This is a genomic window from Vibrio sp. 070316B (genome assembly GCF_013114115.1).
GTDB lineage: Bacteria > Pseudomonadota > Gammaproteobacteria > Enterobacterales > Vibrionaceae > Vibrio > Vibrio chagasii_B.
The window spans coordinates 192,485-215,375 of sequence record NZ_VTYC01000009.1 but is presented as its reverse complement, the minus strand read 5'-3'; the positions used below and the strand labels follow the sequence as shown (position 1 = coordinate 215,375).

Sequence of the window (22,891 nt, the reverse complement as noted above, 5' to 3'; positions counted from 1 at the left end):
GATATGCCAACGTATCGTTATGTAGGTCGCAGCTCTGATGGCAGCCAAGTCAGTGGCCAATTAGACGCGAATAACGAAGATCTTGCCGCTGAAAGCTTGATGAGTAAGGGTATTATCCCAACCTCGATTAAGCTCGGGAAAAGTGGTGGTTCCGTATTAGATATGGACGTCTCTGCTCTATTCTCACCGAGTGTGCCACTTGAAGTCCTGGTGTTGTTCTGCCGCCAGTTATACAGCTTAACTAAAGCGGGGGTTCCGCTATTAAGGTCGATGAAAGGCCTGACCCAAAACTGCGAAAATAAGCAGTTGAAGGCTGCTCTTGAAGAGGTGGTCGCAGAGTTAACCAATGGTCGTGGACTGGCGGCTTCGATGCAGATGCACCCTAAAGTATTTAGCCCACTGTTTGTTTCTATGATCGGTGTTGGTGAAAATACAGGTCGTCTTGATCAGGCTTTGTTGCAATTAGCGGGTTACTACGAACAAGAAGTCGAGACTCGAAAGCGAATCAAGACCGCGATGCGCTATCCAACCTTCGTGATCAGCTTTATTTTGATCGCGATGTTCATACTTAACATCAAGGTTATTCCACAGTTCTCCAGCATGTTCGCTCGGTTTGGCGTCGATTTGCCACTGCCGACCCGTATCTTAATAGGCATGTCTGAGTTCTTTGTTAATTACTGGGGAATTATGCTCGGCGTGATTTTTGGTCTTATCTTTGCGTTTAAAGCCTGGGTTAAGACGGATAAAGGCCTAGAGAAGTGGGATAGAATTCGCTTAAAGATACCTGTCATCGGTGGGGTCGTGAATCGAGCATTGTTGTCACGTTTTTCGCGTACCTTTGCTTTGATGCTGAAAGCGGGTGTGCCGCTCAACCAATCGTTAGCGCTATCTGCTGAAGCCTTGGATAACCGCTTTTTAGAGCTGCGGGTACAAGCCATGAAGTCGGCTATCGAAGCGGGCAGTACGGTTTCTTCTACGGCGATTAACAGCGAAATTTTCACGCCGCTGGTGATACAAATGATCTCGGTAGGTGAAGAGACGGGTCGTATCGATGAGCTATTGCTTGAAGTGGCTGACTATTATGATCGAGAAGTCGATTATGATCTGAAAACCTTAACCGCCAGAATTGAACCGATTTTGCTAACCATAGTGGCAGGCATGGTGTTGATTCTTGCTCTCGGTATTTTCTTACCGATGTGGGGAATGCTGGATGCAATCAAAGGTTAAGGAATGCTAAATAACCTACAACGCTCACGTTTTGTTATTTGGACTGTGGTTATTCTTTTTCTAACTATAGGCCTACTTTCTGCATGGGAGTCAGTAGAAGAGGATGCGACCAATACGGCATTAATCGTGGCAAGTAAGCGTATCCTTGAACAAGCAAACCTGTTCAAACAGCAATATTTGCTTAAAGGTGCAGAACAAAAAAGCAACTCTGAATACCCAAAAAGCTACAGCAGAACTGGGTGGATAATGCCCATTCAAGACTCGGAGGTTGACTGTAATTATTGGCTGGATGAATTGTATCCACCGAAGAGCATTCTAGGGCTAAACTCCCCAAGAGTCGAAGACCAAAGTGATAACAAACAGTTTCATTGTAGTTATCATTATAGTGATAAATATCAGATAGATATATTACTTAAGAGCGAAAGGTTTAGCGTGAAAGCCAATATTTTGGCTTTGTGAAAATATTGACAGTTTTAGTATGGTTTTATACGTGCGCGAATGTATAATGCGCGTTAATAATTAGATGAGTAGGTAGAAAATGCTTAAGAATCAAAAGGGTTTCTCCCTTGTCGAATTAGTGATAGTGATCGTAGTTGTTGGTTTATTGGCGGTCGCTGCGTTGCCTCGTTTTCTTGATGTTACGGATGAAGCCAAGAAATCCAGTATTGAAGGTGTCGCTGGTGGCTTTGCAACGGCTGTTTTGTCGGCAAGAGCACAGTGGGAAGCAGAAGCAAGGCCGTCAGAGAAGATAGGTGTTGAAACATACAATACTGTAAATTATGATGGTGTTGATTTTTGGTTAACAAGATCAAAGAACAGTAGCAATGTGGATACTGATTTTCGAGATGGTTATCCATGGACCCTGAACAACAATTCTGGCACTGCGCCACAAGATATTTCAGACCAAACATGTTCTGAGTTGATGGAAAACTTGCTGCAAAACCCACCGAAAGTGGGCCCTATTTCAGATGTAGCGAACGACTCAAACTACAAGTATTCAGCGCAAGCAAATTCTGGTGATGCAACCTGTACCTACGTTCAATTAGAGGGTAGTACCGAGCATGAATTTGTTTACGAAATTAAAACTGGTCGTGTGACCGTAACTTTGCAGTAAGTCTGCGTAAAATTAAACATAGAGAGAGCTTAACTATGAAAAGACAAGGCGGTTTCACCCTAATCGAACTAGTGGTTGTAATTGTTATTCTAGGTATTCTTGCTGTAACTGCGGCACCACGTTTCCTAAACCTGCAAGATGATGCTCGTGAGTCTTCACTTCAAGGTCTAAAAGGTGCAATTGATAGTGCTGCTGGTATTGTTTATGGCAAAGCTGCTGTAGAGGGCGTTGAGTCTCAAGAGTACACAGCAAACCCAGCTCCAGAAGTGGAAGGCATTACAACGTCTTTTGGTTACCCAACAGCGGATGCTGATGGTATTGGTGCAGCAGTTGTTGGCTTGTCTACAGATTGGGCTGTAACTGCTAGTGTTGCAAATACCAGTATTACATACTCATTTGTAGGTGCGAATGCTAACGCAGCGGCATGTATCGTTACTTATACGCAAGCTACTGGTACAACAGCGGCAAGTGCTGCAACTACTACTGTAAATTTAGGTTCTGCAGCTGATGGCTGTGGTGGTAACTAGATTTTTGTTCTAGACCAGCTTCGGCTGGTCTTTTTTTGTATTTAATATGTTTAAACTGCTACTTTATCCTTCCATATAGTAATTTATAATCTAGATAGTCAAATTAACCAATTAAGGCTTATATGAATACAAAGCCAAATAAAGGTTTCACTCTAGTAGAATTAATTGTGGTGATTCTTTTACTTGCGATTATCTCTGTGACAGCTATCAGCCGATTTGGTGGTCGCCAAATTTATGAATTATATGCTCTGCAAGAGCAGGTTTCTTCTGTTGTACGACAGGTTCAGCTCAATAGAATGCAATCGAATATGGATATGTCTGTGTCTGGGGCTGACAGCTTACGTTTGGTGGCAGTAAATGGTTGCCTTGGCTCTCAATCGGCCTGTGACAATCTAGCTGAAACCAGAAGTGATGTTATTTCCAGTGATGATTACACGTTTTCATCTCAACCTCTCTCTACGACCTCTTCCCCAATAGAATTCAACTTGTTGGGTAACCCTGAGAGTGCTGCTTCAGCTGGTGTTCAAATTACCATCTCATCAAAAAATAGTTCAGACAGAGTCTGGGTTTGTATTAACTCTCAAGGTTTTGTTTATCCGAGTAATCAGGTATGCCCATGAAGTACGAAAATAGTGGCTTTACGCTAATCGAGTCGATCATTGTTATTGTATTACTTGGTTTTGCTATGCTCGCATTTTCTACTTTTCTTGCACCACAATCCGCACTTTCAGGACAAGTAAATTATTCCAACCGAGCTTCGGCATTAGGTCAAAGTATTATGACCGATCTTTTATCTCGAGATTACGGTTCGGTGAGCTCTGGCACTCCAATTGAACTCGGCAACACTTATGCTAATTTTGATGTGGATTTAGTTGTTACCAACGATACACCAACAGCTTCGATGCAGAAGTTTACGCTCACAATTACCGCAAGCAATAATCCTCCTATCACTTTAGTCGCTTATAAAGGGGAGTATTAATGAAAGGGAAAGGGTTTACGCTCATAGAGATGATTTTAGCTATTGTTATCTCAAGTATCGTCTTGCTTGGTGTCGCGAATTTTACTGAACTTGGTATGAGAGGCTATTTTGGCTCTGTAGAACGCTTTCGACTACAAACGGAAGCTAGGTTTGTATTAGAAAAACTGTCTCGTGAAGTAAGGCATGCTGTGCCTAACCTGTTTCCAGCTTCTGTTAGTAGCGGATGTGTCTCATTTTATCCTATTGTTGACTCGGGCTTCTACGTGATCTCCGGTGCGGATATTAATTTTCTAGTGAGTGATTCTGGTGCGACAAGCAGCTCATTGCAATCCATGTCATTGGTTATAAACCCGACTCGACCACATACTGATATCGGCAACCTAAATAATATATACCCCCTCGATAGTGTAGTTCCTCCAAGTGCGTCCGCTGCATACTTTTCTATTCCAAATGGAGCTAACACTCTTGTCAGTGAATCTGTAGGAAAAAGGCATTACATTTTTGACTCAAATAACCTTGTGGAATATTGCCTTGCGAGCGGTAATTTATTAACTCGTAATGGTGTCACAATAAGCGATCGAGTTATGAGTGAGAATAGCACTCTGAGTTATCAACCCGCGAATGTTCAGAGCAATGGTATCGTTGAATTGACCCTTGAGTTTTCAGAAAATAATGAATCCACAGTATTTGAGCAAGATATACAGGTGATCAATGTTCCGTAAATCACTCCAGAAAGGTAGCGCGCTAATCATGGTAATCTTTGTTATCGTGGTGCTTGGTTTCTTAGCGACAAGTTTGAGTCGAACGAGTTGGTCTGACAATGATTCAAACACTCGAGTTGTACTTGGCACGCAAGCTTGGCTGCTAAGCCATTCTGTTAATGAGTATGTGATGACTCAGTTCTACCCAGATCCTGACCCTGCGGCTTCCTCTGCAGTTGCTAGTGTTTGCCTCAGTCATGATCTCCAGCCTGGCGGTGAGGTCTTTACGGTAGCGAGCTCTATGGTTGATACTGCTTCGGTAAATTGTTCTCTTGAGCGAGTACAGTGCTCCAGTCGGGGAGAGCTTGATGGCTTTGTTTTCTATGTTTTAGAGTCTTCGGTAATTTGTGGTTCTGGTGTGAGCAAAGTGGAACGGAATCAAGAAGTTTGGGTGAGGGAGTAGTTATGTTGAAATATGTTTTTATCTTATCCCAGTTTTTTGTTATGAATTTTGCTTTAGCCAATCCTTGGGATTCTTGTTATGTAAACTTGAATAACACCGATGGTTTTGAAATTAACTATGAAGTAGATCATAACTCAAATACCAATCTTTCCGAGTTTGGAACAACAATCTGGAGCAATAAGCGTTCGGGAGGTCATCCAATCATCAGGGATGCGGCCGCTAGCAATGGAGACGATATTAAAATTGTTTACTCCAAAGCCCTTAAAAGATTTACCGCTACTCGCAACAATAGTCATGTTATTACTGCGTCGAGCTCACTGTATGAAACGGATAATAGCTGGGTACAGTTCTGGCTGCATCATGGGGATGACTTAGAGTGTCGTTCTATTAAGCCCCGCCCTCCTTTTCCAACAGTTCCTCAAACGTGTGATGTTTTTAAGGGACCTGCCCAACGTTGGGCAAGTAATGACAAAATAAAGCTCCATTTAAAAAATGGAACACAGATAACTAATACAACTGTTGATGGAAAGATCGGTTTCTTCAATGGGGATGAATCTAACAAAGACTTCAAAGATGATACCTCTAATGGGGGGTGTGATGGATTACGTTGTGCCGTTGATGAATCACTTGCGGCAACGATCGTTCCAAATTTTATCGATATAGATAATGATGGATATGAAAATGTTGCAGTGACTAGCGGCAGTGCCTTAGATGGTACAACTTTAAATAGTAACTACTATCATGAGGTAGTTATTGAAAGTGGTACTTTAGAGCTTCAAGGAGAGTATGTGATTGAAACCCTAAAAATAGGAAAAGATCATCGCTCAGGCTCGGCTATTTTAAAGGTTGGTTCTCATACAAAGTTGCATGTAAAGAATATTGAAGTAGAGCATAACGGGAAAATAGAGCATCAAGGTAGTGCGGAGGATTTTTGGATTATCGTGCATGGAGATGAAGCCCACTTTCACTCTGATAATACTTATCAATTCAATGCTCTAATTTTAGCGAATACCGAAGTTAAACTTCATAAGAATGTGACCCTCAATGGTGGTGTTACATCCCAGAAAATCGACCTACATGATAACGCTGTGTTGAATGGAGCCGTTCCCAACGATTGTTTGCCAGAACAGCCTAGTCTGAAAGATGTACCTTATGAGTTTGGTTCTATTGAAGGGATGGATTGCACTCATGGTTGCAACTTGTTGTTTCAAAAGCAATATGAGAATCCAATTGTATTCTTAATGTCGACTATTGACCCCGATAATATTGTGAATAGTGTACCTACCAAGACTAGTGTTGCGACTATTTGGGGTTCGAAGAAAGGCGCAACCATTGAAAGTGAGTCGGCTGAGAGTTATAGCTCCACGGATCGGATGTCGCCGATTTACTACTTTGTTACTGAGCCTGGAAGGCTAACTTTTTACGATCATAATGGTTCTAAGGTTTATGGTGAAGCTGGCAATATCATAACTTCTAAAGCTCAATGTAAAGGTAATGCCTGTGGCAGTTCTGATTGGGAAACGGTCTCATATCAGGGAGGTGATATTGCAAACCCCGTGATCATGGCTCAAGTTCAAGGTAAGGATCGAGATTGGGCTACGACTGCAATCTCTGGTTTAACTAACCAGAAATTCAAACTCGCTTTAGAACGTGGGCGACAGGGGCCAACCTCTTCAGCTAAGAAAATTGCGTACTTAGCGGTTCCTACCTTCTCCGGTCAAGATGAATCTAAATCATCAAAAATTGAGTTTTTTCAAGCTCCGGGTACTTACAACCAGAAAATCGAAATAGAACCAGATAAATCTATTGGTTGGTCATGCCTTAACAATGAAATATCGCTGCATCAAAACTTTAATAAATTTGGTGTGATTGCGAATAAGCAAACCCGAAATGGGGGGGATGGTGGCTGGCTGCGTTATTGTAAGCAATACGTGAGCGCTGGATCATCCCAATTTACGTTCGCATTTGATGAAGATGCACCATCCCTGAGTACTCGTAAGCATGGTGCTTATGAATCAGTAGGTTACTTTGCTTTTGAAATTCCTGAAGTCGAAATTCCAGTCAACGTATGTAACTTGTTCCCTGAGCCAATTCAAAGCTGGACTGGAGTAAATAGCGAACTTACTGTCACTAACAATTCGGTTCGTTTTTTAGGTTGGTCTGACGACTATATATCTCGATATCTAAATACAAAATCGGACGACTACCCATTCTATGATGATTCCCCGAGTTTGCGTCATGCAATGCAGCAATACTTAATGTTAGGTTTCGATCATGCCAACTACGACACATTAGATAAAGTATATAATAACCCGATTTGTGAGGGGCAATACGGTTGCGATCTTGGAAACAATGATTCATTAAATAGCTTGCGTAAAGTCGATGGTGCGAATGTGGTTTCTGTTCCAACACAAAAACCTAGCGACTCCCTTATTTTAAACGCTGGCAATGACAACATTGCCCTTTCATGTGGGGCTGGTTCATCGTTATGCTCATATCAAGAAAGTGGACGAAATGTTGAAGTTACTATTGAGAAAAATCTCGCTAGTTTGACGCTTAATAAATGGGGGGATGACTACAATGTCGTTCGAGTAAAACTTAAGGATGGCATTTATATTTCGAACTTAGATATATCAAACGGTAATGATGTTGAGTTAGTTATTCCTAAGCTCGCTTCAGTAACATTTGGCTCGTTCAAATACAGCTCAGGATCGACTCAGTTTATTTTTGAATCAGGAAGCCAGCTCAATGTTATTGATGAGATTCGTTTTTCAAATCGGGTTGAAATATCTTCGGAAGATGCTTATCCAATAATCTATGCTCCAGATGCTAAAGTGATCTTTGAAGGAAGTAATTCGATATTTAAAGGTTTTATTCTTGCTGATTACATTGAGTTAAATCAGTCCTCAGTTGAAGGTGCAGTAACAGCAAGAACGACTCAGTTTAATTCTAATGTCACTATCAATAAGCCTGACTATAGCTGTCCGCTTCCTCCTATTCCTAAAGGTTCTCTTGTTGTTACCCCCAAGCATTCACACGTTCTAACCTGTGAAGTAGCTGAGGTTGAATTCAAAGTCGTAGATGATGACGGCAATGTAATTAGTACCGTTCAAGATAATTTTACTGCATCTCATGCCCCAAATTTTACTGGGAAGTGGTGTGAAGATAAAAATGGAAATAGTTGCTCTACAGCTTCAGGGGACTATCAAAGTCACTTTGTGAATGGGCAAAGAACGCTGTACTTATCTTCTTCTAAATTAGAGAGTTATGATGTCAGTGGTACCTGGAATGGTGAATTAGAAACAGCAGCATCAAAAATTAACTTCGTACCCTATAAGTTTTATGTTAATGAGCAGTTTGTCGTGGCTGGCGAGGGGTACGACGTGACGGCAAAGGTATCGTCGTGTAATACGCAAGACTCTTCGTTGTCACAAGATTATGTGGGCACGCCCACTGTGAATTTAGGTATCGTCCAGCCTGCGAACGGAAATGGTGCGATAAGCTTATTAGATTACGCTCCAGATTTTGAGTTAAGTGATCAAGGTGAAACAACCGATACACTTTCTATTCAAGAGTCAGGTCAATTTAAAGTCACGTTGACTGATAACAGCTTCGATTGTAGTGAAATATCAGGTTGCCCTGAAAGTGGCGTTGATAAGCTCTCAGGTAGCTTCTTGGTGAACTCTCGACCTTGGAAATTTGCAATCTGCACGAACAACAATTCTGATGGAAACAGTAGTAGTGGGAGTGCGTTTGCTGCTGCAGGGGAAGAGTTTGACGTGTATGCTAAACCTATTCGGTTCACGAGTGATGCAAGTCTGCAATGTAATAATAGCTTGGTAACAAAAAATTATTTGCTTTCTGCAGGTGCGGTGGGTGCAACTCATACATTAGATACACCTAGTAACAGTGGTGCCGTATTAGGTAGCTTAGAGCCGACTAGTCAACTAACTCAATCTAGCTCCGATATAGTACTTTCTGATAATGGCTATAAGTTTAAGAACTTAGAATATTCAGAAGTGGGTAGTTTTAATTTTGAGGTTACTGAAGACTCGAATAGCTTTTATGGCAAGATTCTCGGTGGCTTCTCTGGAAGTAAATCAATTGGCCGCTTTTATCCGAAATATTTCCTGCAAGAGAATCCTGAATGGAATGTCGCGAATCAAAACGACATTGCTTATTTGAGTCAACCTTACGACTCAACTGTTCATCAAGTGTACCCAATGGCATCAGGTGAAAGCGGTGTCGGCAACGCCCTTAATAACTATCAATTCTTCGCCTCGAGCCTACAAGCTAATTTTGGTGTTCTAGAGGATACAGCCGTCGATAATCGGTTCTTACTAGATACTGATGCTGGGTCTTGGTCTACTGATCGCAAGCACTGGTTGTTGAACGATAGTGCCGCTGTTCTTGAGCGAGTTACGGATTCTGATAGTGTTAGCCGCAAGGATAATCCTTTTAATACATCGGATGCTAATTCTACAGTTACCCATTTCGGCTTAACGATAGACGGCGTTGATCCTGTGTCATTTACTGATTCTGATACTTTGACAGACTCTGCAGAGTTTCTGGTTCAACCTCCTGCTCGATATGGTCGAATGGCACTGGATGATATTGGTGGTAATTCCGGTACTACTCTAACTATTCCATTGCGAGCTGAGTTCTGGGATGGCAGCGAATTTGTCGTCAACGATGATGATAGTCGCAGCGCCTTTGATGGTTCAAAAGCTTGTAAACAATTGATTTGGCACAGTGACGGGGCGATAACCACGTTAGCTTCGCTTAACGGCAGTGGCAGCGTAGATGATGGTGAGGAAGAGGTCACCGCGAATCAAAATACGCCTGCAGGTACAGATACGCCGCGTGAGCAAGTCCGTCTATGGTTAAGAATGGGTGATTCGAAACCAAGCAAGAAGACGGGCGAAAATGACATATCATGTTCGACAGATTACGAAGATCAACCTTGGTTGCAATACAATTGGCGCCAACTAGGCGATGAAGATCCCTCCACCGTCGTCACATTTGGCATCTACCGTGGTAACGATCGCGTTATTTACCGAGGTGAAAGCGGCTTAACAGGTCAGTAATAATATAATTTTTGATGGTTAAGTTAGGAATCTGTAAGAAATTGCGGATTTCAGTCCATGTTTATACTTCAATGCCTTGCCGTGACAGCAAGGCATTGGTACATTTAGTGCAATTTTTGTCTTCTAATTCTTGCAGGATGAGCGAAGAATATGTTTAAAAAACTTCGTGGCATGTTTTCAAACGACCTATCGATTGACTTAGGTACTGCCAATACCCTTATATATGTAAAAGGCCAAGGCATTGTTCTTGATGAGCCTTCAGTTGTAGCTATTCGCCAAGATCGTGTGGGTTCTGCAAAAAGTGTCGCTGCTGTGGGCCACGCTGCTAAGCAAATGCTTGGTCGTACGCCTGGTAACATTTCAGCGATCCGTCCAATGAAAGATGGCGTAATTGCTGATTTCTACGTAACGGAAAAAATGCTTCAGCACTTCATTAAACAAGTGCATGACAACAGTGTGCTTAAACCAAGCCCTCGCGTTTTGGTTTGTGTACCTTGTGGTTCAACGCAAGTTGAGCGTCGTGCTATCCGTGAATCTGCGCTAGGTGCTGGTGCTCGTGAAGTTTACTTAATCGATGAGCCAATGGCTGCAGCGATTGGTGCTGGCCTACGCGTATCAGAACCAACGGGTTCTATGGTTGTTGATATCGGTGGTGGTACTACTGAAGTTGCGGTTATCTCTCTAAACGGTGTGGTTTACTCATCTTCTGTTCGTATCGGTGGTGACCGTTTTGATGAAGCTATCATCAACTACGTTCGTCGTAACTACGGCAGCTTGATCGGTGAAGCGACGGCAGAGAAGATTAAACACGAAATCGGTTCAGCTTACCCTGGTGATGAAGTAGAAGAGATCGAAGTACGTGGCCGTAACCTTGCTGAAGGTGTGCCTCGTAGCTTTAGCCTAAATTCAAATGAGATCCTTGAAGCACTTCAAGAACCTCTATCTGGAATCGTATCGGCAGTGATGGTTGCACTTGAACAGTGTCCACCAGAGCTTGCTTCTGACATCTCAGAAAACGGTATGGTACTAACAGGTGGTGGTGCACTGCTTAAAGACCTTGATCGTCTGCTAACAGAAGAGACAGGTATCCCTGTTGTTGTTGCAGAAGAGCCACTAACGTGTGTTGCTCTAGGTGGCGGTAAAGCCCTAGAGATGATCGACATGCACGGCGGCGATCTGTTCAGCGAAGAATAATATCTAGTGTTAGGCTCTTTTATTATCTAGTTTTATGTAAAGAGCCTAGGACCTTGTCTATAGGATCAAATGTAGCTCTAGGATCAAATATAGAATGAAGCCAATTTTTGGTAGAGGTCCCTCTCTACAATTGCGCCTGTTTTTTGCTGTAATTTTATCAGCCAGCCTTATGCTGGCTGATAGTCGTTTAGATGCTTTCTCAAATGTCCGCTATCTATTGAACAGCATGGTTGCCCCAATTCAATATGCAGCTAACCTACCTCGTACGATGTTCGACGGTGTATACGACCGTTTTAGCACTCGTAAAGGACTGATCGAATCAAACCATAATATGAAACGAGAAGTCTTGCGACTGAAGAGCGAGCTTATTTTGCTTGAGCAATATCAAGAAGAGAATAAGCGCCTTCGTAAGCTATTAGGCTCTCCGTTTATCCGTGATGAAAAGAAAGTCGTTACTGAAGTTATGGCCGTTGATACCTCTCCATACCGTCATCAAGTCGTGATCGATAAAGGTCAGATTGATGGGGTGTATGAAGGTCAGCCGGTGATCAACGAGAAAGGCATTGTTGGTCAAGTGACCTTTGTTGCGGCTCACAATAGTCGAGTCTTGCTACTGACGGATGCAAACAATGCGATTCCCGTCCAGGTTATCCGTAACGATATCCGTGTGATTGCTTCTGGCAATGGCATGATTGATGAAATCCAGCTAGAGCACATTCCAACCAGTACTGACATTCAGGAAGAAGACCTCTTGGTAACGTCAGGGCTTGGTGGTGTTTATCCAGAAGGTTACCCAGTCGCTTATGTCTCTAAGGTTGATTACGATCCGAAACGTGAGTTTGCGGTAATCAAAGCGGAACCTGTGGTTGAGTTTGATAAGCTTAGATATCTGCTGCTTGTGTGGCCTGACGAAAACAAACAGAAACAAACCGATCAATCCAACATAGAGCAAGCAATGTTAGAGGATGAAAATGGCCAATAGCGTTTTAAGAAGCAAGATAGTAATTGGCTGTTCATTATTGATCGCGCTTATTCTGCAAACCATTCCATGGCCAGGCAGTTTAGACTTGTTCAGACCGTCTTGGTTATTGCTGGTTACTTGTTACTGGGTTCTGGCTTTGCCGCACCGTGTTAACGTGGGCAGCGCTTTGATTCTTGGCCTATTGTGGGACCTTTTGATTGGTTCGACATTAGGAATTCGAGGCATGATGATGGCAATCGTGATGTACATTGTTGCGTTAAACTTCCTCGTAATTCGTAATATGGCGCTGTGGCAACAAGCCATGATCATTGCGGCGTTAACGGTATTGTTTGAGGTGCTGATATTCTTCGGTGAATATTTGATCCAAGATGTCGTTTTCAATCCATTATCGTTATGGAGTGCATTGATAAACTGTATACTTTGGCCTTGGATGTTCTTGTTAATGAGACGTGTGCGTCGCCATTGGCATGTGAGGTAACATGACAATGCAAAAGAAACATTTAGTTTTGGCATCCGGTTCGCCGCGCCGCAAAGAATTATTATCTCAACTCGGCTATGAGTTTTCTGTCTTAGTCACCGATGTTGAAGAGTGTAAACACACTCAAGAAACCGCCGAAGAGTACGTTAAGCGACTATCTTTAGATAAAGCCTTAGCTGCGCTGTCTTTATTAACAACGAATCCTTCTGAAAAGCAGCATGTAGCTTCTGGTTTTGATACTGTAGTGCTTGGTTCTGATACGGTTGTTCTTGGCTCTGACACTGTAGTAGTTAGCCAAGGGCAAGTGCTCGAGAAACCCGCGGATTTTTCTGACTCTATGCGTATGCTGCTTCAGTTAGCGAATGGACGTCACCAAGTGATGACGGCTGTGTCAGTGGTTTCAAAAGAAAAACAAAAAACAGAAATCGTTATTACCGACGTATGGTTTAAACCCCTCAGTGAAAAAGAAATAGAACAATACTGGCAAACAGGGGAGCCATGCGATAAAGCCGGTAGCTATGGGATCCAAGGTTTGGGGGGGCGCTTTGTCACCCGAATCGAAGGTAGTTATTACGCCGTTGTCGGCTTACCTTTATTTGAAACGGACCAGCTACTGCAAGAATTCTTATAATTACTAATCTGAGGTGCACCATGAGTGCTGAATTGTTGCTGAACGTGACCCCGAGTGAAACTCGCGTGGCCATGATTGAAGGGGGAACTCTTCAAGAGATCCATATCGAACGAGACGCTCGACGCGGAATCGTAGGAAATATCTATAAAGGTCGCGTTAGTCGTGTTCTTCCGGGAATGCAGGCTGCGTTTGTGGATATCGGTCTTGAGAAAGCAGCTTTTCTACACGCCTCTGATATTGTCCCACACACTGAATGTGTCGCTGAAAATGAAAAGAAGCAATTTCAGGTTCGCGATATTTCAGAGCTTGTTCGTCAAGGGCAAGACATTGTGGTTCAAGTCGTTAAAGACCCGCTGGGTACCAAAGGTGCTCGCCTAACCACGGATATTACTCTGCCATCTCGTTACCTCGTCTTTATGCCGGGGGCGAGTCACGTTGGTGTTTCTCAACGTATCGATAGCGAATCTGAGCGCAATCGTCTTAAGAAGGTCGTCTCTCATTATTGTGATGAGCATGGTGGCTTTATTATCCGTACTGCTGCAGAAGGCGCTGATTCAAACGAACTTGCACAAGACGCGGCATTCTTGAAGCGTCTATGGCTCAAAGTATTGGAACGCCGTGGCAAGCATAAAGCGCGCACTCGTTTGTACGGTGAGTTGTGTTTAAGTCAGCGTATCTTACGTGATTTCGTAGGAACGGAATTGAGCAAGATTCAGGTCGATTCCCGCCTTGAATATGAAAACCTTAAAGAGTTTACTTCTGAATATGTGCCAGAGCTGACTGATAAGCTTGAGCTGTATGAAGGTGATAAGCCTATCTTTGATATGTACGATACTGAGAACGAAATTCAGCGCTCTCTGGATCGTAAAGTTGAGCTCAAGTCTGGTGGCTATCTGATTATCGACCAAACGGAAGCCATGACCACGGTTGATATCAACACCGGTGCCTTTGTCGGTCGTCGCAATTTAGAAGAGACGATTTTCAATACCAATGTAGAGGCGACACAAGCGATTGCTCGTCAGCTACGTTTACGTAACTTAGGCGGCATCATCATTATCGACTTTATCGATATGCTGTCGGAAGACCACCGTAAGCGAGTGCTCACTTCTTTAGAGAGTGCGTTAGATAAAGATCGTGTAAAGACCAATATTAATGGCTTTACACAGCTTGGCTTGGTCGAGATGACGCGTAAGCGCACTCGTGAAAGCATTGAGCATATTCTGTGTTCGAGTTGTCCTGCTTGTGAAGGTCGTGGCAGCGTGAAGACAGTTGAAACCGTTTGTTATGAGATACTTCGAGAGATCACTCGTGTCAACCGTGCCTACGACGCTGACAAGTTTGTGGTTTATGCTGCTGCAGCGGTTGCTGAAGCGTTAGAGGGCGATGAGTCTCATGCGCTTGCTGAGCTTGAAGTGTTTATTGGTAAACAAGTTAAAATCCAGGCTGAGCCTCTGTACATACAAGAGCAGTTTGATGTTGTTATGATGTAATGGAAATTTTGTGAGCTCAAGCGTTACTCTGATTCTACGTGCATGCTTATGGTTAGTGGTTACTCTCTTAGTAACTCTAGCCATTGCTGTTACTACACTGCGTGTAGCCTTACCCAATTTAAACAAGTATCAATCTGAAATTGAGCTTTGGGTAAATCAACATTCCGGTTTTGAGTTTTCGATTCAAGACGTGGGTGGTTTTTGGCGTAACACTCACCCTTCCATAGCACTGCAAGGTGTTAAAGCGAGCCTTCGTAATGCAGAAGACGTGGCCTTCTCTGTAGAGCGTGTTGAAGTCGAGTTTGACTTGATTCAATCGCTTGTTCAGATGCGTCCGGTTGTGGCGGATTTGGTCATGAATCAGATGTATCTTGATATCCGCTCTATTGACCTGTTTGCTGGGCAAAACGAGACTGACAAACCCAAAGATTCCGGGTCTTCTAAGCGTGTGATGCAGGAGCTCGATAATCTGCTGCTGAAAACCTTGGTCGATGTCACCGCGAAAGATTCCACCATTTTGTATCGTGCTGTTTCTGATGAAGAGCGTCAGCTTGATATCGAAACTTTAAAATGGCAAAACTCTGGCAAACACCACCTCGCAGAAGGTGTGGTGAGCATCAAAGACGCTAACCTTAACTCTTTGTCAGTAAGCGCTAACTTTATTGATGGCGGTTCACTGACAGATGTGACTGGTGAGTTTTATGTCAGCGCAGATAACATCTCGATTAAACCTTGGTTAACCCGTTACATGCAGGCTGAGTCTGGCATTGAAACGGGGACCGTGAGCCTAAATAGCTGGCTCACGCTACGTAATAGCAAGCCAGTAAGTGCCTACGTCGAAGTGCTGCCTTCAGAATTGACCTGGAACGAAGATGGCAAGCATGACTTGATGCTTGAATCGGGCGTGTTTAAGTTGTCTCCAATCGATGAGGGTTGGCAAGTAAATGGTCACTCACTTAACTTGAGAACCGATGATACGCCGTGGCCCGAACTCGATGTCGCATTTAAGTGGCAACAAGGCCCTTGGCAGCTTAATGTGTCTGAGCTCGATATCTCGACGATTACGCCGCTTATCAAGCTGCTGCCAGACTCAGAAGAGTCAACCAAGATGATAAATGTGCTGTCTCCGGGCGGTACGGTCTCTGATATTCGTCTATCTATGGAATCTGGTATCGAGAGCCTACGTTACTCCGCCAGTTTTTCTGATCTTGCGATTGAGCAATGGGATTTAGTGCCGGGCTTTAGCCAAGTTTCTGGTAGCGTGTTCGGCTCTATGACTGAAGCAAAAGCCAGCCTACATGTTATTGACGATGTATTCCCGTATGGCGATGTTTTCCAAGCGCCTTTAAACATCAAGCAAGGTCAAGTTGATATTGTATGGCAGCAAGACGAGAGCGGCTGGAAGCTTTGGTCTGATAAAGTCACGGCAGCCACGCCAGATTTACAAGTGTTAGGTGCGTTTCGATTAGATTTCCCTAAAGATGCGAGCCCTTACTTATCATTTTATGGTGAAGCAGACGCTTACAACGTTGGCGAAACATGGCGTTACCTACCGACCTTAGCGCTTGGGCAAGACCTGACTGATTACCTATCTACTGCGATTCAAGCGGGTAAGGCAGATACTGTAAAACTGTTGTGGCATGGTGAATTGGCTCAATACCCATACGCGAATCACGATGGTATTTTCCAAATCTGGGTTGGATTAGAAGACGCCAAGTTTAGTTTTGATACTGCGTGGCCGCTGATTACAGACCTGCAACTTGATCTATTGTTTGAGAATGATGCGATGCATCTCGATTCTCGCTCTGCACAATTAATGGATGTGACTGCCGATCGAATCACAGGTCGTATTCCTTATTTGGGTGAAGGCGGCCATATCGAGATAGAAGCAAAGGCCACCGCGTCAGGTAATGCGGTACGTGATTACATGACGGCTTCGCCACTGGTTGACTCCGTGGGTGCTGCGTTAACCGCACTGCAAGTTAGCGGTGATGTCTCTTCCGAATTCCAGCTTAATATCCCATTCGACTCTGATAAAGAAGCCAGAGCGTGGGGTTACGCTGACCTAAGCGGCAACCATGTTGAAATTGAAGCGCCACCAATGGTGTTAGAAAACACCACGGGTCGTATCGAGTTTGATAATGATGTTGTGACAGCGAATGGTTTAGCGGCAGACTTGCTTAAACAAGGCATCTCTATTGATTTTAAAGGGCAGAATGATGGCCCTGGCTATGCAGTTGATATTGACGTTCTGGGCGATTGGGATGTGAAACCTTTAGAGCCTTATATTGGAGAGCAATGGTTGAGTCGTCTATCTGGTCATGCACAATGGCAAAGTCAGATTGATATTCAACTCAATGATATCGGTTTTACTTACCAATTAGATTTACAGTCTGACCTAAAATATCTCGCGAGCGATTACCCATACCCATTGGCGAAAAAGTCATTAGAGAGTGGTTCAGCAAGGCTACAAGCATCGGGTAACCAAGAAGCGATTACTGCGCGTTTGCAGTTACCGAATACCAAGTACCAAGCTGAAATTGATATCACGGGTGATGTGCCTGAGTTAACCGCGACCAACCTAGTATTAGGTCGAGGTGGCTACAAGATTAGCCCGGTAGTTGGTCACCATGCGTTGATTCGCACGGATAAGTTTAATGCTGATGATTGGCTTTCGGTGATCATGGAGCCGGTACAGCCATCAACAGCTGTTCTAAGCCAAATGAACACACCAACGATTCCAGCTCCAAGTCGTGTGACTTTTGAAAGTAAAGAGCTGATTCTGGGTGGTATTGCTTGGAATGATGTGGATTTTAGTGCACGCAAGAATAAACAAGCTTGGCAAATGGAAGTATCGAGCCAAGAGCTAGAAGGGGATATTAATTATCTACCTCCTTATGATTTAACCGTGTCGTTGGATCGCTTGCATCTGTTTGTTCCTGAATGGAGCGACAAATCAAACCAGGAACCATTGCTGCAACGCAAAGAGCAAGAAGCACCGCTGATCTCTGAGTTGGATAGAAAGATCCATGATGTGATGCCAAATCTCAAGCTAACTCTTAACGACTTCTGGCTGCAAGGCTATAAAGTTGGCAAGGTCGATGTAGAATTGGCTAGAGAAGACAATCGCATTGCGTGGAAAAAAATTCAGGTACGCAGCGGCGGCAACAAAGCGGATGTTAGTGGCTGGTGGGAATTGAATGGTGACCAGAGTCATTCATCGCTGAAAGTTGACGTTGAAGGTGAAAATAACAGTGAGTTGATGGAGCGCTTTGGTATCACCTCGGGGATTCAAAAAGCACCGTTTGAGCTAGAAGCTCAACTTGACTGGGACGGTTCACCTTGGGGTATCAAGATGGATACGCTTGATGGCAACGTAAAAACCAAGTTCGGTAAAGGTATTATCTCAGATGTGAGCGGGGCGGCTCGCTTACTTGGTTTGTTTAGCTTAGATTCGATCATCCGTAAGATGCAGCTCGATTTCTCTGATGTGTTTGATAAAGGTATGGCATTTAACAGCATCACAGGCACTGGCGAGATTCAAAATGGTATCTTCCTGACCAATGACCTGAACATGGATGCTGTGGCGGGTGAGATGAAGATAAAAGGCATCGCTAACCTAAATACTCGTCAGGTAGATGCAGAAGTAAACTTTACGCCAGATATCACGTCGGGTATTCCAGTGCTAACAGCGTTTGCGGTAACGCCTCAAACAGCGTTGTATGTATTGGCGGTAACCACGGTGATTTCACCGGTTGTTGAGGTCTTTACTCAGGTTAATTACTCGGTGAAAGGCCCGCTGGATTCACCAACGGTAAGTGAGCTTTCTCGTAGCTCCGGTGAGTTCCAACTTCCAGAAAATCTAAGAAAGTTGGCAGAGTAAAAGTAAGTCCTAATATACAGATAAATAGTGATTTCTGAATCATAATGAATGGAGAAGCAGTACACATGGATTGTGTTGGTTTGATTCAAATGACTTCGGGCCCTGACCCTGATAGTAACCTTGGTTATCTCGCCAAAGAGGTAGCCAAGTGTAAGGCGTTAGGGGCTAAATGGGTCGTTTGCCCAGAGAATGCATTGGTATTCGGTAGCAAAGCGGATTATCACCAGCATGCCGAGCCATTGAATGGTGGTCCATTACAGAAAAAACTGGCTGAGTTAGCTAGGCTTCATCGTATTTGGATCATTGTGGGCAGTATGCCGATAAGTACAGTGAAGGGTGTCACCACAACGACTCTAGTGATTGATGACTTTGGCAGCTTAGTGGCTCACTATGACAAGCTACATATGTTCGATGTGGATGTCGCCGATGCCCACAAGTGCTATCGAGAGTCCGATATTTTCACACCGGGTGACCGAGTTGTGACAACGGAAACGCCTTTTGGTCACTTAGGGTTAAGTATTTGCTATGATGTGCGCTTTCCTCACTTGTATTCAGAGTTACGCCAGCAAGGCGCGCAGATCATCGTGGTACCAGCTGCGTTTACTGCGGTAACCGGTCAGGCGCACTGGGAAGCATTGTTAAGATGCCGGGCAATCGAAACACAATCGTGGATTGTTGCGGTAGGGCAAGGTGGTAAGCACCCTTGCCAAAGAGAAACATGGGGACACTCTATGGTGGTTGATCCCTGGGGGAGAGTGGTCGCACAGTTAGATCAAGACCCTAAAAGTATGGTGGTCGAGATAGACACATCCAGTTGTGAATCCATTAGGCAAAATATGCCCATCACACAACACACTCGATTTACCAATCAATTTTAATTACAAACAAGAGCCATCTATGAGCATTAATCAAATTGAAGAAGCGCTACTGAACCCAACAGGGCTTACGGAGCAAAATATCGCAGATACATTGGCGAGCATTGCTACCCGCCAAATTGATTATGCTGATATCTACTTTCAGTCAAGCTGGCACGAATCTTTGGTGCTAGAAGATAGCATTATTAAAGACGGCTCTTTCAATATCGATTGCGGTGTGGGCGTTCGTGCAGTATCTGGTGAAAAGACCGGTTTTGCTTACTCTGACCAAATCCAACTGGATGGTCTTAAGCAGAGCGCAATTGCAGCTCGTGGTATTGCGAAGCAAGGTCAAAACGGCAAGGTACAAGCCTTCAAGCGCAACTCTAACCAAGCGTATTATGATGCAGTCAACCCGTTAGCAAGCTGGGAAAAGCAGCAAAAAACAGAACTTCTTAAGTCATTGGACGCTTACATTCGTACTAAAGAGCCAATGGTGACGGAAGTATCGGTAAGCCTAAGCGGTGTGCATGAGCAGATGCTGGTTGCCGCGACTGATGGTACGTACGCTGGCGATATTCGCCCGCTGGTTCGTTTATCTATTAGTGTTCTTGCTCAGAAAGGCGATCGCCGTGAGCGTGGTAGTGCTGGTGGTGGTGGCCGTTTTGGTTACGACTTCTTCCTAAGCGATGATAAAGGCACTCAAGTAGCTTATCAGTTTGCTGATGAAGCGATTCGCCAAGCGCTTGTTAACCTTGAAGCAGTTGCTGCTCCTGCTGGGGCAATGCCTGTCGTTCTCGGTTCTGGTTGGCCGGGCGTTCTGCTGCACGAAGCCGTAGGTCACGGTTTAGAGGGCGACTTCAACCGTAAAGAGTCTTCAGTATTCTCTGGAAAAGTTGGCGAACAAGTTACTTCAAGCCTATGTACGATTGTCGATGACGGTACATTGACTGACCTTCGTGGTTCACTGAACGTGGATGATGAAGGTGTTAACGGTCAGTACAACACGTTGATCGAAAATGGTATCTTAAAAGGTTACATGCAAGACAAGCTTAATGCTCGTCTAATGGGTGTAGCGCCAACCGGTAACGGTCGTCGTGAGTCTTACGCGCATCTTCCAATGCCGCGTATGACGAACACCTACATGCTACCGGGTGAGCACACACCAGAAGAGATTATTGCGACAGTCGATAAAGGTATCTACGCACCAAACTTCGGCGGCGGTCAGGTAGATATTACGTCTGGTAAGTTTGTGTTCTCAGCTTCTGAAGCTTATATGATTGAAAACGGTAAGATCACTCATCCCGTTAAGGGCGCAACACTGATCGGCTCTGGTATCGAAGCGATGCAGCAGGTGTCTATGGTGGGTAACGATCTAAGTATCGACCGTGGTGTTGGTGTTTGTGGTAAGGCTGGCCAAAGCGTGCCGGTGGGTGTTGGTCAGCCAACATTGAAACTAGACTCTCTGACCGTTGGTGGTACTGAGTAAATCAGTCTAGTCTCAGCAAAATGACTGCAAAGTTAAAGTGAAAAGCGCCTCCATCGTGAGGCGCTTTTTGTCTTTGAGGAAGGGTTAGTAGTAGAAAGCGATTACATGTTCTCTTCGGCAAACTCTGCCAGTCGGCTACGTACCACGCCATTGAGGTGGATATTGGCACTGCCTTCGAAGTTTTTAAAACGCTCAACCATGTAGGTTAAACCTGAAGTAACAGGGGTTAAGTAAGAAGAATCTATCTGCGCTAGGTTACCTGAGCAGACAATCTTGGTCCCTTCACCACAGCGGGTGATGATGGTTTTGATTTGCGATGCAGTGAGGTTCTGACACTCATCGAGAAGCACAAACGCATTTTGGATGGAACGGCCACGCATAAAGTTGATCGACTTGAACTGGATATTGGCTTTGTCACAGATGTATTTCATGGACCCTTCGGTACAGTGGTCGTTTTTGTGCAGCGCTTCCAGTGTATCAGTCACAGCAGCCAACCAAGGCAGCATCTTCTCTTCTTCGGAACCAGGAAGGAAACCAATCGACTCTCCAATATCGGGCGTGTTTCGGGTTACGATGATCTTATCGAACTGTTTGCGCTCTATGGTTTGTTCAAGTGCAGCAGCCATGGCGAGCAGCGTTTTACCACTACCTGCCGCACCAGTTAGGATCACCAGGTCAATATCTGGGTCGAGTAGCGCATCAATCGCCATTCCCTGATAAATGTTTTTTGGCGTGATATCCCAAGCTCTTCGGTTCATTAAGCGTTCACGGCTTAAGTCCCTGAGTGTGATGGTTTCAGTATCAATCTCTTCAACTCTTGCTGCAAAGTCGCTCTCTTCATCAATCACATATTGGTTGAGGAAGGTCGGCTCGAAAGGCTCTCTTGCTAACGTGTGTAAGGTTTTTCCGCCGAGGTTTTTGCTTTCGACGTTGTCGATACCGTCCCAAAATGCGCCCTCAAGTTGTTGGAAACCTTTAGTGAGGTATTGGATATCATCGATGAGTTGGTCGGTTTGATAATCTTCAACGAAACGTACGCCCGCGCCTTTTGCGCGTAAGCGCATGTTGATGTCTTTGGTGATGAGAACCACTTCGCGTGGCGCGCGTTTGTTTTGAAGGTAGAGTACAGCGTTGAGGATTCGGTTATCGCCTGCCTTATCGTCGGCAAAGGCTTTGATGCTTTCTTGAAGTTCGTAATCGGCGAGTATTGAAATACTGCCTGAGGCTTTAATGTCTTTGGTGAAAGGGATACCTTCCGATATTTGGTCTGGTGTAGCTTCCCTGAATAGATCTTCGAGAGTTCGTATCGCAATTCTCGCATCTCGGGCAACGTCTCTCTTACTGTCTTTGATTCTGTCTAGTTCTTCTAGCACTGTCATGGGGATAACGACATCGTGCTCTTGGAAAGAAAATATAGCGAAGGGTTCGTGAAGTAGGATATTGGTGTCTAAAACAAATAGCTTCCGGTTGGTCTCGCCCATAGCATCTCCTTGCCGCGTACGGCTTGCCTTGCATTCATTGAACGTAGATAAAGCTCACTTAAAGATTAGTATCTCATTCTGGTGATAGTCAACTACTCACCTAAACTTCATCGAGAGGAATATCGTCATATTGTGATGAGTGAATATGGCGCATTCATTAACAGCAGCAATCTGCTACCAATAGATTAGCCATGACTTTTTGACAGTTTGATTGCATTGGCGAAAACAGAAAAAAAGCATGAAATCATCTCCTTTAGACGTGACCTAAATCACAGCATCGAGTAAGATTAGCGACCTTTTTCTGCACCATT

The 22,891-nt window shown here is 44.2% G+C and carries 18 protein-coding genes; 17 read left to right on the top strand and 1 reads right to left on the bottom strand.

Going from position 1 to position 22,891, the window contains the following annotated elements; all coding sequences use genetic code 11:
* The first annotated feature begins 3 nt into the window (after positions 1–3).
* From F0251_RS09925 to tldD, 17 genes are all read left to right on the top strand, one after another.
* A complete protein-coding gene (locus F0251_RS09925) occupies positions 4–1,227 on the top strand; it encodes a type II secretion system F family protein (RefSeq protein WP_061033517.1) in 1,224 nt (407 codons plus the stop codon).
* A gap of 3 nt (positions 1,228–1,230) precedes the next feature.
* The gene (locus F0251_RS09920) at positions 1,231–1,686 is read left to right on the top strand and encodes an MSHA biogenesis protein MshF (protein ID WP_171730893.1); all 456 of its coding nucleotides are present in this window, start codon (positions 1,231–1,233) and stop codon (positions 1,684–1,686) included.
* 79 nt (positions 1,687–1,765) lie between these two features.
* On the top strand, positions 1,766–2,341 hold the full coding sequence (locus F0251_RS09915) for a prepilin-type N-terminal cleavage/methylation domain-containing protein (protein ID WP_102424464.1): 576 nt from the start codon (positions 1,766–1,768) through the stop codon (positions 2,339–2,341).
* Positions 2,342–2,376: 35 nt separating this feature from the next.
* Positions 2,377–2,868 (top strand): type II secretion system protein, encoded by a 492-nt coding sequence (locus F0251_RS09910; protein ID WP_019826962.1) that lies wholly within the window; start codon positions 2,377–2,379, stop codon positions 2,866–2,868.
* Between the two features lie 122 nt (positions 2,869–2,990).
* Entirely contained in the window at positions 2,991–3,488 is a 498-nt protein-coding gene (locus F0251_RS09905) for a type II secretion system protein (protein WP_019826961.1), read from the top strand.
* Entirely contained in the window at positions 3,485–3,847 is a 363-nt protein-coding gene (locus tag F0251_RS09900; protein WP_019826959.1) for a prepilin-type N-terminal cleavage/methylation domain-containing protein, read from the top strand. Before F0251_RS09905 ends, F0251_RS09900 begins: the two co-directional genes overlap by 4 nt.
* Positions 3,847–4,569, top strand: a complete 723-nt coding sequence (locus F0251_RS09895; protein WP_019826957.1) for a PilW family protein — start codon at positions 3,847–3,849, stop codon at positions 4,567–4,569. Before F0251_RS09900 ends, F0251_RS09895 begins: the two co-directional genes overlap by 1 nt.
* Positions 4,559–5,011 (top strand): MSHA biogenesis protein MshP, encoded by a 453-nt coding sequence (locus tag F0251_RS09890; protein ID WP_171730892.1) that lies wholly within the window; start codon positions 4,559–4,561, stop codon positions 5,009–5,011. The genes F0251_RS09895 and F0251_RS09890 overlap by 11 nt, the downstream gene beginning before the upstream one ends.
* 2 nt (positions 5,012–5,013) lie before the next feature.
* Entirely contained in the window at positions 5,014–10,098 is a 5,085-nt protein-coding gene (locus F0251_RS09885) for a DUF6701 domain-containing protein (RefSeq protein ID WP_253821623.1), read from the top strand.
* 150 nt (positions 10,099–10,248) lie between these two features.
* Complete coding sequence (locus F0251_RS09880; protein ID WP_004740843.1) at positions 10,249–11,292, top strand: rod shape-determining protein; 1,044 nt, start codon at positions 10,249–10,251, stop codon at positions 11,290–11,292.
* A 94-nt stretch (positions 11,293–11,386) separates the two neighbouring features.
* Positions 11,387–12,274 (top strand): rod shape-determining protein MreC, encoded by an 888-nt coding sequence (gene mreC, locus F0251_RS09875; protein WP_008220573.1) that lies wholly within the window; start codon positions 11,387–11,389, stop codon positions 12,272–12,274.
* A complete protein-coding gene (gene mreD, locus F0251_RS09870; RefSeq protein WP_019826951.1) occupies positions 12,264–12,752 on the top strand; it encodes a rod shape-determining protein MreD in 489 nt (162 codons plus the stop codon). Before mreC ends, mreD begins: the two co-directional genes overlap by 11 nt.
* 7 nt (positions 12,753–12,759) lie before the next feature.
* Positions 12,760–13,383: a nucleoside triphosphate pyrophosphatase gene (locus F0251_RS09865; protein WP_171730891.1), complete on the top strand. Its 624-nt coding sequence runs from the start codon at positions 12,760–12,762 to the stop codon at positions 13,381–13,383.
* Positions 13,384–13,403: 20 nt separating this feature from the next.
* Complete coding sequence (rng, locus tag F0251_RS09860) at positions 13,404–14,873, top strand: ribonuclease G (protein WP_004740839.1); 1,470 nt, start codon at positions 13,404–13,406, stop codon at positions 14,871–14,873.
* Between the two features lie 10 nt (positions 14,874–14,883).
* The gene (locus F0251_RS09855; RefSeq protein WP_171730890.1) at positions 14,884–18,756 is read left to right on the top strand and encodes a YhdP family protein; all 3,873 of its coding nucleotides are present in this window, start codon (positions 14,884–14,886) and stop codon (positions 18,754–18,756) included.
* Positions 18,757–18,821: 65 nt separating this feature from the next.
* Positions 18,822–19,634, top strand: a complete 813-nt coding sequence (locus F0251_RS09850; protein WP_171730905.1) for a carbon-nitrogen hydrolase family protein — start codon at positions 18,822–18,824, stop codon at positions 19,632–19,634.
* Between the two features lie 19 nt (positions 19,635–19,653).
* A complete protein-coding gene (gene tldD, locus F0251_RS09845) occupies positions 19,654–21,099 on the top strand; it encodes a metalloprotease TldD (protein ID WP_019826943.1) in 1,446 nt (481 codons plus the stop codon).
* Between the two features lie 101 nt (positions 21,100–21,200).
* On the opposite strand, the gene F0251_RS09840 is transcribed toward tldD, so the two are convergent.
* Positions 21,201–22,580 (bottom strand): PhoH family protein, encoded by a 1,380-nt coding sequence (locus tag F0251_RS09840; RefSeq protein ID WP_019826941.1) that lies wholly within the window; start codon positions 22,578–22,580, stop codon positions 21,201–21,203.
* Positions 22,581–22,891 lie beyond the last annotated feature (311 nt).

Excerpts from the sequence above, each read along its gene's own strand:
- F0251_RS09925 (WP_061033517.1), top strand. The coding sequence starts at position 4 with ATGCCAACGTATCGTTATGTAGGTCGCAGCTCTGATGGCAGCCAAGTC.
- F0251_RS09920 (WP_171730893.1), top strand. The coding sequence starts at position 1,231 with ATGCTAAATAACCTACAACGCTCACGTTTTGTTATTTGGACTGTGGTT.
- F0251_RS09915 (WP_102424464.1), top strand. The coding sequence starts at position 1,766 with ATGCTTAAGAATCAAAAGGGTTTCTCCCTTGTCGAATTAGTGATAGTG.
- F0251_RS09910 (WP_019826962.1), top strand. The coding sequence starts at position 2,377 with ATGAAAAGACAAGGCGGTTTCACCCTAATCGAACTAGTGGTTGTAATT.
- F0251_RS09905 (WP_019826961.1), top strand. The coding sequence starts at position 2,991 with ATGAATACAAAGCCAAATAAAGGTTTCACTCTAGTAGAATTAATTGTG.
- F0251_RS09900 (WP_019826959.1), top strand. The coding sequence starts at position 3,485 with ATGAAGTACGAAAATAGTGGCTTTACGCTAATCGAGTCGATCATTGTT.
- F0251_RS09895 (WP_019826957.1), top strand. The coding sequence starts at position 3,847 with ATGAAAGGGAAAGGGTTTACGCTCATAGAGATGATTTTAGCTATTGTT.
- F0251_RS09890 (WP_171730892.1), top strand. The coding sequence starts at position 4,559 with ATGTTCCGTAAATCACTCCAGAAAGGTAGCGCGCTAATCATGGTAATC.
- F0251_RS09885 (WP_253821623.1), top strand. The coding sequence starts at position 5,014 with ATGTTGAAATATGTTTTTATCTTATCCCAGTTTTTTGTTATGAATTTT.
- F0251_RS09880 (WP_004740843.1), top strand. The coding sequence starts at position 10,249 with ATGTTTAAAAAACTTCGTGGCATGTTTTCAAACGACCTATCGATTGAC.
- mreC (WP_008220573.1), top strand. The coding sequence starts at position 11,387 with ATGAAGCCAATTTTTGGTAGAGGTCCCTCTCTACAATTGCGCCTGTTT.
- mreD (WP_019826951.1), top strand. The coding sequence starts at position 12,264 with ATGGCCAATAGCGTTTTAAGAAGCAAGATAGTAATTGGCTGTTCATTA.
- F0251_RS09865 (WP_171730891.1), top strand. The coding sequence starts at position 12,760 with ATGCAAAAGAAACATTTAGTTTTGGCATCCGGTTCGCCGCGCCGCAAA.
- rng (WP_004740839.1), top strand. The coding sequence starts at position 13,404 with ATGAGTGCTGAATTGTTGCTGAACGTGACCCCGAGTGAAACTCGCGTG.
- F0251_RS09850 (WP_171730905.1), top strand. The coding sequence starts at position 18,822 with ATGGATTGTGTTGGTTTGATTCAAATGACTTCGGGCCCTGACCCTGAT.
- tldD (WP_019826943.1), top strand. The coding sequence starts at position 19,654 with ATGAGCATTAATCAAATTGAAGAAGCGCTACTGAACCCAACAGGGCTT.
- F0251_RS09840 (WP_019826941.1), bottom strand. The coding sequence starts at position 22,580 with ATGGGCGAGACCAACCGGAAGCTATTTGTTTTAGACACCAATATCCTA.